This is a genomic window from Shinella sp. BE166 (genome assembly GCF_051201095.1).
Classification (GTDB): domain Bacteria; phylum Pseudomonadota; class Alphaproteobacteria; order Rhizobiales; family Rhizobiaceae; genus Shinella; species Shinella lacus.
Genome location: NZ_JBPEHL010000011.1, coordinates 227,051 through 239,740, shown reverse-complemented (window position 1 = coordinate 239,740; position 12,690 = coordinate 227,051). Strand labels below are relative to the sequence as shown.

Genomic DNA, 12,690 nt, shown 5'->3' with positions numbered 1-12,690 from the left:
ATCGCGACGCTGGCGCTCTGCCGGCGGGACAGCCGGTCCATCGCGATCGTCGGATCGGGCACGCAGGCCCGCCAGCAGATCAGGGCGCTGTCCGCTATCGCGCAGCATCCGCTGACCTTCCGAAACTGGGGCCGCGACGGCGCCAGGGCGGCGACCTTCGCCCGCGAGATGGCGGCCGAAGGCTTCTCCGTCGCGGCGGAGCCGGATCTTGCGGCGCTGTGCGCAACGGCGGATGCGATCGTCACCACGACGCCATCGGCCGCGCCGATCGTCATGGCCGACTGGATCCGGCCCGGCACCCATATCACCGCGCTCGGCGCCGACGCCCCCGGCAAGCAGGAACTGCACCTCGACCTCCTGTCGCGTGCCGCGGTGATCGCGGTCGATCACCGCGCACAATGCGCCGACCACGGCGAGATCGCGACGGCGGTCGCGGCCGGCCTGCTCGACCCGTCCGCATGCCCGGAGCTCGGCGCCATCCTCAACGGGTCGCAGCCGGGGCGGACCGCCGACACGCAGATCACGATCGCCGACCTTACGGGCGTCGCGACGCAGGATATCGCCATCGTCCGCGCGGCTCTTCAAGCCCTGAAACAGGCATCGACCTGAAGCGCCTCAGGCGGCTGCGACATAAGTGCGGGGACGAAGGCTCTTGTAGCTCTTGGAATAGGTCTTGGCCCAGAAGAACTTGAACCAGGTGGTCAAGGCAGCTTTCGAGGGAAACCAGAATTCGCCGTAGTTGGGATCCATGAACAGCGCATCGGAGCCGTCGTACCAGGCGCTGACGGCATGCCCGCCGCCGGCGCCCGAATTGGTCTTTTTCAGGCTGATCATCTTGTAGCCGTTGACCGAGGTGATCAGGGCGGCAGCCTGGTCCGTGGTGCCGGCCGTCAACGGCATGTAGACGTTGGGGAGCTGCCCGCCCGATATGGACTTGTTGCGCAATTCCACGCCGAACTTCTTCATGAAGTTGTCGAAATAGATGAGCTGGTTGCCGGACGACTGGTGATGTTCGACGACGATGTTGGTGGCCGCACCCGTGTTCAGCCCGCCGTCGTTGAACAGGTAGTCCCAGACGGACCGTCCCTTGGTGAAGGCGCTGCCGCCCTTCTTGTCCTGCATGGCATGGAACACCACCCAGAAGGCGCACATGGTCATGCAGACGCCACCCATCGGCTGGCCGTTTCGCAAGACCATCTTGTACATCTTGCCCTGGCTGGGATCGTCCGTCTCGATGACCTTGAAGGCGGTGGCCTGGCTGAAATCGTAGGCCCTGAAGCCGCCCACGGTCTTGGCGAATGCATCAAGCGCGTCACTGGTCGGGCTCTTACCCATGTTCAGTTCCCCCGTTGCCGTTGAGTTCCCAAATAGCGGTGCTTCTGCACGCTTCGCGCGAATGGTTGCATACGCGCTCCCGCAGCACAATGAGCGCTGAGGGCAGCGGTGCGAAAACCTGCTTGCGATGGTAACCAGGTTCTTCCCGGCGGCTTGGGGGGACGATCGGGGAGGGCGGGGCAGCGGCGTTCAACGCCTCCGCCAGGGCCTCACTTCATCTGGTATTTCTTCGGCGCGATGCCGAACTGTTTGCTGAAAGCGCGGGTGAAGGCGGAGATTTCGGAATAGCCGACCTGCTGGGCGACCTCGCTGACCGACATCTGGCGGTTGACGAGCAGGTCGCGCGCCTTCTGCAGGCGCCAGTCGCGCCAATAGGCCTCGACGGAGGTGCCGTAGACCTCCTTGAAGGTGGTGACGAGCTTGGTGCGGTTCATGCCGACGCGCCGCGCGATATCGGCGAGCGAATCCTTCGAGGCGGGGTTCGACGTCAGGTAGCTCGCCACCGCCTCGACCTTGCGATGGTCGCCGTCGCCGCAGAACGAGCGTTTCTGGTTGGCCTGGTCGACCAGCGACTGATAGATCGTCGACAGGAGTTCCAGATATTTGGAGCGCACGAAGGCGCGGCGCACGCCGCCGGAAAAATTGCAGGCCAGCACGTCGTTGACCGCATGGTACATCTGCGTCGTCAGCGGTATCGAGGCGTAATAGACCCGGTCCACGCGCCCCGCCTTCAGCCAGAACAGCTCGTCGGGAATGCGCGATTCCGTCGTTTCGAGCATTCTCAGCAAGGCCTCCGGCTTGAACCAGAGACAGGCGATCTTGTATTGCCCGTCGAGCCGCGACATGCGGTCGATCACCGATTTCGCCGGATAGCGCGTGATCGTGCACTCGTAGCGCTCCTGCTCGACCACTTCCTGCCCGAGCACGTTTTCGCAGATGGCGGAATCCAGACAGAGGGTGAAGTGGATCCAGTCCTCGTCGCCGACGGTCTGGACGTGGTGGCGCACATTGGGCAGCGGAAACGGGCTGCCGAAGCCGGCAAAGGCGAGCACGTCCGGCTCGAACTGGATCAGGTCCTGGCGGAACGGGCCGCCGTCGACATGGGTGCGCACCACCATCCCGCGGTCGTCGTCATAATAGCGTCCGGCAGGCTCCGGCTCGACGCCATAGTAGATTTGCGCCGTTTTCCGATCGAAAAGCATCTCATAGTCGATACGCGATGACAGATCGATAACGCGTTCCATTCGTAACCCTTCGACGCATTGGCACTTCGGGAGGTTTGACGTCGGGCGCCTCGCGCAGCCCGTTCGTCATGTTTTCATCATGATTGCCGGTGCCCGGCCGAATCGCAAGGCCTTTTGCCGCACGCGGTGACAAAAGACGGTTGGCGGGTTGCCGCGCTGGTGCAACGGCACGACCGCCGGTTGCTGCCCTGCACAAATCCGTTGCTGCAATCCTGCCGTTGCGACAAAAAAGACGTACGCGGTGTCAAGCCGGGAGTGCCGTGCGGCTGCTAACGTTGCTGCAATTGGAAGGGGACGGGGGTCGGGAAAGCCGCCGCTCTCCTCCGGCAGGTCAACGATAAAGGGAACCTATCCATGATTACACGTCGCGAACTGCTTGCGAGTGCGGGTGCTGCCGTTGCGGTGGCGGGCCTTGCCTCGATTGCCGGGCCTGCCGCAGCGCAGGCGAAGAAGACCGTGGTCCTCGCCTCGATGGGTCCGGTGACCGGGAACTGGGACCCGACCTCGCACACGACGCTCGGCCAGTCCAACTTCGAAAAGTTCGTGTTCAGCCACCTGACACGCTGCCAGATGGAAGAGGGCAAGGTTCCCGAGCTGGAGCCGGATCTCGCGGTGAGCTGGCAGCTCATCGACGCCAACACGCTGGAATTCAAGCTGCGCGACGGCGTGAAGTTCCATGACGGCAAGGACTTCGGCGCCGAGGACGTCAAGGCGACGATGGAATATGCCTCCAACCCGGAACGGCCGGCCGCCTCCTTCTATCCGGGCCGCGTCGATGTCGAGGTCGTGGACCGCCTGACCGTGCGCCTCAGCACCGCCAAATACGGCTATCCGGCCTCGGCCTACTGGTTCATCTCCAGCTTCCTGCCGATCCTGTCGGCCAAGGACGTCGCCGATCCCGCGACCCTGCAAAAGCGCCCGAACGGCACCAATGCCTTCAAATATGTCGAGACGGTCGGCGATCGCAGCATGCTGGCGGCCAATGACGCCTATTATGGCGGCCGGCCGAAGATCGACGAGATCGTCTATGCCTATGTGCCGGATGCCAATACCCGCCTGCTCGGCCTGATGAACGGCGAATACCAGATCGCCGAGCGCCTGGAGCCCGAGCAATATGCCACGCTCGCCGGCAACGACGCCATCGTCGGGCATCGCGGCCTCTCCACCGAGAACAAGTACCTGCACTTCCGCTGCAACAAGGCGCCCTTCGACGATCCGCGCATCCGGCTTGCCGCCTGCCATGCGATCGACCGCGAGCAGATCCTCATGCTGATGGGCGACGCCGCCTCGGCGACGAGCTGCTTCATCTCGCCGATGAAGTTCGGCTTCAAGGACATCGAGACCTATCCGAAATACGACCCGGAGGAATGCCAGCGCCTTTTGGCGGAAGCCGGCTTCCCGAACGGCGAGGGCCTGCCGCCGCTCGAATATATTACCTCGATCGGCTTCTACCCGAAGACCAAGGAATATGGCGAGATCATCACCGCCATGATGGCCGAGCAGGGCTTCAACGTGCAGCTGACGGTGCTGGAACCCGCCGCCTGGGAACAGGCGATCTACCGCGCCGCCGACGGCCAGGGCCAGGGCCATATGTGCGACGTGGGCTGGATGACCGGTTCGCCGGAGCCGGACCTGGTGCTGCGCCCCAACTGGCATTCGAAGGCGGCGCTGATTACCGGCGTCAACGATCCGGAGATCGACGCCGTGCTCGACGAGGAGCGGGGTGCCGCGACGCCGGAAGAGCGCCTCAAGATCCTTCAGGAAAAGGTCTTCCCGCTGATGGCGCAGAAATCGCCGAGCTTCTCGCTGTTTTCCGCCGTCAACTTCCACGGCGCGGCGAAGGGTCTTCAGGGTGCCTATTACTTCCCGAACGGTCCGATCGATCTCAGCAAGGCGGACCTGGTCTAAAGCATTTCCAGCCGAAGCGGCATCGCTTCGGCGTCGGATAATGCGGCAGAAACAAAAGGTCCGCCGGCAGACTGTAACGGCATCGCGGGGTACCCTACATGCTCTTTGCTCTCGATTTCTTCATGCGAAGAATAGCGCAGGGTCTCATCATCGTTCTCCTCGTGGCACTGCTCATCTTCACCTTGTTGAGGGTGGTGCCGGGAGACCCCGTGCGCATCATGCTGGGGCCGATGGTGTCGCCATCGGTCGCAGAACAGACGGCCAAGGAAATGGGGCTGCGCGACCCGGTGCTCGTGCAGTTCGGCCGCTATGTCGGGCAGATCGCCCAGGGCGATTTCGGGCGCTCGTTCGTGCGCAGCGCCCAGGGCGCCAGCACCGGCGGCACCCGCGCCGCCGATACGTTCAACGCCGCCAACCGCGCGTCGGTCATCGGGCTCATCGCGACGGCAGTGCCCTACAGCCTGCTGCTCGCCGGCCTCGCCTTCGTCTTCGCGCTGGCGCTGGCCGTGCCGATCGGCATCTATGCGGGGCTGCGGTCGGGCAAGTGGCCGGATCGATTCGCGCTCTATTTGAGCTCGATCTTCGTCTCGCTGCCCAATATCTGGCTGGCGCTGGTGCTGATCTTCCTCGTCTCGGCGAAGGCAGGCTGGCTGCCGGCGATCGGCTACAAGGGTTTCAGCTACGCCATCCTGCCGGCGATCGTGCTGGCGGTCGAACTGGCGCCGGTCTTCATCCGCTCGATCGCGGTGTCGGTCAGCGGCAACCTGATGGAGGCCTATGTCTCGGTCGGCCAGATCCGCGGGCTGTCACGGTCGCGCATGATCGTCTTCCACGTCTTCCGCAATTCGCTGATCCCGCTTCTCAACACGCTCGGCATCCAGGCCGTCGGCGTGCTGCTCGGCAGCCTGTTCCTCATCGAATACGTGTTCAACTTCCCGGGCGTGGGCCTCCTGATGATCAACGCGGTGTTCCAGCGCGATTTCCCGATCATCCAGGCGATTTCCATCCTCGCCTGCGTGGTTCTCGTCGTCGTCAACATCCTCGTCGACTTCGCCGCCACCACCATTGACAGAAGGCTGCAGTACTGATGGCTATCGGAACGGATATCGATCCCGCCGGAACGGCCGTCGCAAGAAAGCGCGGCCCCGGCACCAGCCTCTTCGCAAAGGCATGGCGCACCGCCGATTTCAAGATCGGCTTCGCCATCGTGCTCGGGCTGCTGCTCCTGTCGGTGATCGGCCCCTATCTTCTCAACCTGTCGCCGACGCAGTTCAACGTCAGCAAGAAGTTCCTCGAACCCGGGCTTCTCGACGGCGCGAACATGCCCTACCTCTTCGGCACGGACCAGCTCGGGCGCGACCTGTTCTCGCGCTCGCTGATCGGCCTGCGCAATGCGCTGTTCATCGGCGTCGTCAGCGTCATCGGCATGTTCATCGTCGGTTCGGCGATCGGCATGATCGCCGGCTATGTCGGCGGATGGGTCGGCCTGGTGCTGATGCGGCTCACCGATGCGCAGATGTCCATCCCCGTGGTCATCCTGGCGATCACCATCCTCGGCGTCACGCGGCCGACGCCGCTGACCATCATCCTCGTCTTCATCCTCGCCGGCTGGCCGGCCTATGCCCGCGTCGCCCGCAGCGTCACGCTGTCCGAGCGGCGGCGGGAATATGTGCGGGCGGCCAAAATCCTCGGCGCATCGGACCTCCGGATCCTGCTCGTGCACATCGCGCCGAACATCCTGCCGCCGATCGCCTTCGTCGCCGTGCTGGATGTGGCGAAGATGATGATCTTCGAGGCCGCGCTCGGCTTCATCGGCATCGGCGTGCAGCCGCCGACGCCCACCTTCGGCACGATCATCGCCGACGGCACGAAATACCTCATGAACGCCTGGTGGATCACCACCGTTCCCGGCCTGCTGCTGGCCCTCTCGCTGTGCGGCATCAATTTCATGGGTGGCGCACTGGAACGTTCGCGCAACAAGATTCTGCAGGGGGTCGAATGAACACGTCCTCGAAAATCCTGGATGTCCAGGGCCTCTCCGTCGATCTGCTTCTCGGCTCCGGCGCAAGGCGGCCGGTGCTCCGGGACGTTTCCCTCAGCATCGAGGAAAACCGCGTGCTCGGCATCATCGGCGAAAGCGGCTCCGGCAAGACCGTGCTGTCACGCGCGCTGATCAACTGGGTCGCCAGGCCGCTGGAAATCACCGGCGGCAAGATCCTCTACCGCGGCGAAGACCTCGTCACGCTGCCGCAGCGGCAGATGCAGGCGCTGCGCGGCCGCAAGATCGCCTATATCGGCTCCGATCCCGGCAGCGCGCTCGACCCGACCATCCCGATCGGCCACCAGATCGTGGAGAAGCTGAAAGCCGTCGAGCCGGGCATCAGCACGGCCGACGCCGCGCGCCGGGTCGTGCGCACGCTCGATGCGGTGCGGATCCCCTCGGCGGCGCAGCGCTTCCAGGAATTCCCGTTCCAGTTCTCCGGCGGCATGATGCAGCGCGTGATGATCGTCGATGCGCTCGTCACCCAGCCGGACCTGCTGGTGGCCGACAATATTACCCAGCCGCTCGACGTGACGGTGGCGGCGCAGATCCTGCGCCTGCTGAAGGATCTCCAGCGCGATTTCAACACGGCTATCCTCTTCGTCTCGTCCTCGCTCGGCACCCTGCACGATATCGCCGACGAGGTGCTGGTCCTGTCGGCGGGCCAGGTGGTGGAACACCAGCCTTTCGAGGACCTGCTCAGCGCGCCAAAACATCCCTATACGGCGAACCTCATCTCGGACCTGCCGAAAATCTGGGAGGCCGACACGCGCAACACCGGCGCCTCGATTGCCGACAAGATTTCCGACAGCGAGGTCGTGCTGTCCGTGCGCGACATCAGCCGCGTCTACAGCACCAAGGATCCGACGAAACTGTTCGGCAAGCAGCATGTGCATGCCGTGCGCGGCGTGTCCTTCGATGTGCACAAGGGCGACAGCCTCGGCATCGTCGGCGAATCCGGCTGCGGCAAGTCCTCGCTCTCGCGGCTGCTCAGCCTGCTCGAACTGCCCAATACCGGGCAGATCCTGTTCAAGGGCAAGGATATCGCGCGCCTCAATGCCAAGGGCCAGCTCGACCTGCGCAAGCGCTTCCAGCTTCTGCTGCAGGACCCGTTCAACGCCATCCCGCCGCATTTCACCATCGGCCGCACGATCGCCGAACCGCTGAGGATCCACGGCATGGCGGGCAGCGCGATCCGGCCGAAGGTCGAGCAGGTCATGCAGGAAATCGGCCTGTCGCTCGATCTGCACGACAAGCTGCCGGTGGGCCTCAGCGCCGGCCAGCGCCAGCGCGTGAACATCGCGCGCGCCATGGTGCTCGATCCGGAACTGCTGATCCTCGACGAGACGCTGTCCGCGCTCGACCAGGTGGAGCAGACCAAGTTGCTTGCGCTCTTCGAGAAATTGCAGCGCGAGCGCGGCATCACGCTCCTCTATATTTCGCACGATCTCGGCATGGTGCGGCGGGTCTGCAACCGCGTCGCGGTGATGTATCTCGGCCGCGTCGTCGAGCTTTCCGACAACCAGACGACCTTCTTCAATCCCGGCCATCCCTATACGCGCGCGCTCCTCAGCGCCGTGCCGTCGATCGAGGCGCGTCCCTATGACCCGGAAAAATACCTTCTCGAAGGCGAGCCGCCGAACCCGATCAACATCCCGCCGGGATGCAGCTTCCGGACGCGCTGTCCCTTCGCGATCGAGAAATGCGCAACCATCGATCCGGTGCTGACACCGCGCGAGGGGCAAGCCTTCGCTGCCTGTCACCTGGCGAAAATCGTCGAAGCGGCGTGACGGATATCCAGAGGTCTACAGCAAATGAGTGCCTTGAAAGAATTTGATTATATCGTGGTGGGATCGGGCAGCGCCGGTTGCCCGCTGACCGCCCGGCTTCTTGAAAAGAAGAATTCCGTGCTGCTGGTCGAGGCCGGCAAGAAGGAGAGGTTGAACCTCACCCATATTCCCGCAGCGCTCGTGCACACGATCGGCAACAAGCGCTACGACTGGGATTTCCAGACCGAGCCGGACCCGACCCGCGACAATTTGGTGGAGAAGTGGCCGCGCGGCCGCGTGCCCGGCGGCTCGTCGGCCATCAACGGCATGATCTTCATCCGCGGCGCGGCGAAGGACTACGACGCCTGGGAAGCCATGGGCAACAAGGGCTGGGGCTGGAACTCGGTGCTGCCCTATTTCCGCAAGATGGAGACCGCCGACAACGACAAGGACAACGCGCTGCGCGGCGGCCTCGGCCCCCAGCGCGTCTCGGCCTTGCGCTGGAAACATCCGGTCTCCGAGGCCTTCCTCGACAGTTTCGTCAATGCCGGCGTGCCGCTCAACCCAGATCTCAACGGCGCCTCCCATGAGGGCGTCGCCTGGAACCAGGGCTCGACGCGCGAAGGCAAGCGGCATTCGGCCTGGGAGGCCTTCATCAAGCCGAAGCTCGGCAATCCGGACCTCACCTTCGTCGACGGCACGATCGTCGAGACCATCCTCTTCGAAGGCCGTCGCGCCGTCGGTATAAGGGCGATCAAGGACGGAACGCGCGTCACCTTCAAGGCGCGCAAGGGCGTCGTGCTGTCGGCCGGCTCCATCAACTCGCCGCAGATCCTGATGCTGTCGGGCATCGGCGATCCGGCGCAGCTGAAGCGCCACGGCATCGAGCCGATCATTGAGAGCCCGGATGTCGGGCGCAACCTCATGGAGCATCCCGGCCTCTACGTGCTGGCCGAGATGAACGTGACGACGGCCAACAGCCTGGCGACGCCGATCAACGGCGTGAAGACGCTCGCCGAATGGGTTTTCCGGCGCAAGGGCTTCATGAGCGTGCCGACCGCGCAGGTGCTCGCCTTCCTGAAATCCGACCCGTCCTTTGAGGAGCCCGACCTGCAATTCCATCTCTTCCCCTTCGGCTGGGTGAAGAAGAAGGGCCGCTACACGGTTCCGAACCGCAAGCTCACCACCATCCTCGTCAACATCAACCACCCGAAGAGCATGGGCCACCTGGAGCTTCGTTCGAAGGACCCGCTGGCCCCGGTCGCCATCTATCCGCGCCTGCTCGACCACCCGGACGATTTCGACGGCGTGAAGCGCGGCCTTGCCTGGGTGCGCAAGATCGCCTCGACGGCGCCCTTCGGTTCGCAGGTGATGAACCTCATCGACGTGCCGGACCCGAGCGCGGGGGCCGCGGCCGACGAGGCCTATATCCGCAAATCGACCGTGCCCTTCCTGCATCCGGTGGGCACCTGCCGCATGGGCATCGACGCGCGCGCGGTGCTGACGCCGGACCTCAAGGTCCGCGGCGCCAACAACCTCTGGGTCGCCGATGCCTCGATCTTCCCGCGCCACATCGCGGGCAACACCAATGCCACATCGATCATGATCGGTGAGAGGGCCTCAGACCTTATAGAACCCTGACAATCTGACCCCACCACAGTCCGGGCGCTGGTCCGGACACCGAAATCCTCCACCTTGCCTGCGCCTGCGCGTGGGCGAGACACCCTTCCTATAACTTCGAACAGGCTGAGCGCGACATGGTACATTTCACTGGAAACTTCATTGGCGGCCGTCGACAGGAACCACTGGGCGCGGAGCGCATCGAGGTCCGCTCGCCCTATGACGGCGCGCTCGTCGGCTCGGCGCCGCTGGCCTCGCGGGCGGATGTGGACCTTGCGGTGGCCACGGCCCGCGACGCCTTCGACAAGGGCGCCTGGCCCCGCCTGACGCCGGCGGAACGCATCGCAGTGCTGCGCCGTTTCTTCGATCTCTACGAGGCGAAAGCGGAAGAATTCGCGCAGTTCGTCTCGCGCGAAATGGGCGCGCCGCTCTGGTACACGCGGGCGATCCAGACGCTGATCCGCGACCAGAGCCTCGCCTATTTCAAGGCGGCGGAAGAATATCCCTGGGAGGCGACGCGGGATGGTTTTCCCGAAGCGAAGACCCTCTGGATGCGCGCGCCGGTCGGCGTCGTTGCCGCCGTCATTCCGTGGAACGCGCCGCACCAGGTGGCACTCGTCAAGCTCTATCCGGCGCTGCTGGCCGGCTGCACGGTCATCCTGAAGCTCGCGCCGGAAACCGCGCTCAGCGGTCAGTTCCTCGGCGAACTCTTTGCCGACGCCGGCGTGCCGGAGGGCGTGGTCAGCATCCTGGTGGCGGACCGCGAAGTCAGCGAACATCTCGTCAGCCATCCGGGCGTCGACAAGATCGGCTTTACCGGCTCGAGCGCCGTCGGCAAGCGCATCGCGCACATCGCCAGCGACCGGCTCGCCCGCTTCAGCCTGGAGCTCGGCGGCAAGTCAGCGGCGATCGTGCTGCCGGATGCCGATATCGACAGCACCGTCAGCGCGCTGCGCTACCGCTCCTTCCCCAACAACGGCCAGGTCTGCGTCGCCCAGACGCGCATCCTGGTCTCCGAAGGCCAGCATGACCAGTTCGTCGATGCCTTGGTGGGCGAGGTGTCGAAGATGGTGGTCGGCAATCCGTCGGACGAGCAGACCTTCATCGGCCCGCTCGTCTCCGAGCGCCAGCGCAAGCGGGTGGACGACTATATCGCGCTCGGCATCGAGGAGGGCGCTTCGGTTGCGATCGGCGGCCATGGCATGCCTGACGGCATCAACCACGGCTCCTTCATCCGGCCGACCGTCTTCACCGGCGTGACGAACACCATGCGGATCGCGCGCGAGGAAATCTTCGGCCCGGTCGTCAGCGTCATCCGCTACCGGGATATCGACGAGGCGGTGGAGATCGCCGGCGATTCCGAATACGGCCTCGCCGGTTCCGTCTGGACCCGCGACGTGCCGGCCGCGCTCGACATCGCGCGAAAAGTGCGCACCGGCGGCCTGTCGATCAACGGCGCGGCCGCCGACCTGATGGCGCCCTTCGGCGGCTTCAAGCAGAGCGGCATCGGCCGCGAGTTCGGCGCCGAGGGCATCAACCACTACATCGAGCACAAGACGATCAGTTTCTGACCGCAAACCGCAAATCCGGAGGTTACGCCCATGCCGCTCAACAAGGACATCGCCCCGATGCTCGAGGAAATCGTGGCGTGGCGGCATGATTTCCATAAGCATCCGGAATTGCAGTACGAGGTGCACCGCACGGCCGGCATCGTTGCCGAGAAGCTGGCCGAATTCGGCTGCGATGAGGTGGTGAGCGGCATCGGGCGGACGGGTGTCGTCGGTCTCATCCATGGCTCGGCCGGCGCCGGCGGACCCGTGATCGGCCTTCGGGCCGACATGGACGCGATGCCGATCATGGAGGAGACCGGCTGCAGCTATGCCTCGCAGACCGCCGGCCTGATGCATGCCTGCGGCCATGACGGGCACACGGCGATGCTGCTGGGGGCCGCGAAATACCTCGCCGCAACACGGCGCTTTGCCGGAAGCGTCGCGGTGATCTTCCAGCCGGCCGAGGAGGGCGGCGGCGGCGCGAACGAGATGGTGAAGGACGGCCTGCTGGAACGCTTCGGCATCACCCAGGTCTACGGCATGCACAACATGCCGGGCCTTGCCGCCGGCACGTTCGGCATGCGCACCGGCCCCATCATGGCCGCGGCCGACCGCTTCCGCATCGAGATCGACGGCCGCGGCGGGCATGCGGCCCGCCCGCATGATTGCATCGACCCCATTCTCGTCGGCGCGCAGATCGTCAGCGCCGCCCACTCGATCGTCGCGCGCAATGTCGATCCGCTGAACAGCGCCGTCCTCTCCTTCGGCGCCTTCAATGCGGGCTTCACGGACAATGTGATCCCGAACGTCGCCCTGCTGAAGGGCACGGTGCGCACGCTGAATGGCGCGGTGCAGGACCTGATGGAGCGGCGGCTCGGCGAGGTGGTGGACCTGACGGCCAGGACCTTCGGGGCCACCGCGCGGCTGCACTATCTGCGCGACTACCCGGTGACCGTGAACGCGGACGCCAATGTCGACATCGCCTTTGCCGCCGCCGCCGCGGCGGCGGGCGCCCAGAATGTCGATCGCGACGTGGCGCCGATGATGGGCAGCGAGGACTTCGCCTTCATGCTGCAAAAGCGGCCCGGCGCCTACATCTTCCTCGGCCAGGGCAAGACCGCCGGCCTCCACCACCCGAAATACGATTTCAACGACGAGGTCATTCCGGCCGGCGTCAGCTACTGGATCGAACTGGCCTCATCGTCCGCGGGCGCGCGCTGAGG

At 64.8% G+C, this 12,690-nt stretch carries 10 protein-coding genes; 8 read left to right on the top strand and 2 right to left on the bottom strand.

Going from position 1 to position 12,690, the window contains the following annotated elements:
* Window positions 1–609 (top strand): ornithine cyclodeaminase family protein (locus tag J2Y63_RS24475; RefSeq protein ID WP_435268216.1); only part of this gene is annotated, 609 nt, incomplete at its 5' end.
* A 6-nt stretch (window positions 610–615) separates the two neighbouring features.
* Here the strand turns inward: J2Y63_RS24475 and J2Y63_RS24470 are convergent.
* Together J2Y63_RS24470 and J2Y63_RS24465 are read right to left on the bottom strand one after the other, a co-directional pair.
* Complete coding sequence (locus J2Y63_RS24470) at window positions 616–1,335, bottom strand: YopT-type cysteine protease domain-containing protein (protein ID WP_435268215.1); 720 nt, start codon at window positions 1,333–1,335, stop codon at window positions 616–618.
* Between the two features lie 209 nt (window positions 1,336–1,544).
* Window positions 1,545–2,579 (bottom strand): helix-turn-helix transcriptional regulator, encoded by a 1,035-nt coding sequence (locus J2Y63_RS24465; RefSeq protein WP_256119185.1) that lies wholly within the window; start codon window positions 2,577–2,579, stop codon window positions 1,545–1,547.
* A gap of 354 nt (window positions 2,580–2,933) precedes the next feature.
* Here J2Y63_RS24465 and J2Y63_RS24460 point away from each other — a divergent pair, with 354 nt between their 5' ends.
* The 7 genes from J2Y63_RS24460 to J2Y63_RS24430 all read left to right on the top strand — a co-directional run bounded on the left by J2Y63_RS24460 (window position 2,934) and on the right by J2Y63_RS24430 (window position 12,688).
* Entirely contained in the window at window positions 2,934–4,487 is a 1,554-nt protein-coding gene (locus J2Y63_RS24460; protein WP_256119186.1) for an ABC transporter substrate-binding protein, read from the top strand.
* Window positions 4,488–4,585: 98 nt separating this feature from the next.
* A complete protein-coding gene (locus J2Y63_RS24455; protein WP_130520143.1) occupies window positions 4,586–5,575 on the top strand; it encodes an ABC transporter permease in 990 nt (329 codons plus the stop codon).
* Window positions 5,575–6,489, top strand: a complete 915-nt coding sequence (locus J2Y63_RS24450; protein WP_256119187.1) for an ABC transporter permease — start codon at window positions 5,575–5,577, stop codon at window positions 6,487–6,489. Before J2Y63_RS24455 ends, J2Y63_RS24450 begins: the two co-directional genes overlap by 1 nt.
* Window positions 6,486–8,318 (top strand): dipeptide ABC transporter ATP-binding protein, encoded by a 1,833-nt coding sequence (locus tag J2Y63_RS24445; RefSeq protein WP_435268214.1) that lies wholly within the window; start codon window positions 6,486–6,488, stop codon window positions 8,316–8,318. Before J2Y63_RS24450 ends, J2Y63_RS24445 begins: the two co-directional genes overlap by 4 nt.
* 33 nt (window positions 8,319–8,351) lie before the next feature.
* Window positions 8,352–9,938, top strand: a complete 1,587-nt coding sequence (locus tag J2Y63_RS24440; protein ID WP_435268213.1) for a GMC family oxidoreductase — start codon at window positions 8,352–8,354, stop codon at window positions 9,936–9,938.
* A 116-nt stretch (window positions 9,939–10,054) separates the two neighbouring features.
* Window positions 10,055–11,488 (top strand): aldehyde dehydrogenase, encoded by a 1,434-nt coding sequence (locus J2Y63_RS24435; RefSeq protein ID WP_435268212.1) that lies wholly within the window; start codon window positions 10,055–10,057, stop codon window positions 11,486–11,488.
* A 30-nt stretch (window positions 11,489–11,518) separates the two neighbouring features.
* Window positions 11,519–12,688, top strand: a complete 1,170-nt coding sequence (locus J2Y63_RS24430; RefSeq protein ID WP_435268211.1) for a M20 aminoacylase family protein — start codon at window positions 11,519–11,521, stop codon at window positions 12,686–12,688.
* Window positions 12,689–12,690: the final 2 nt, after the last annotated feature.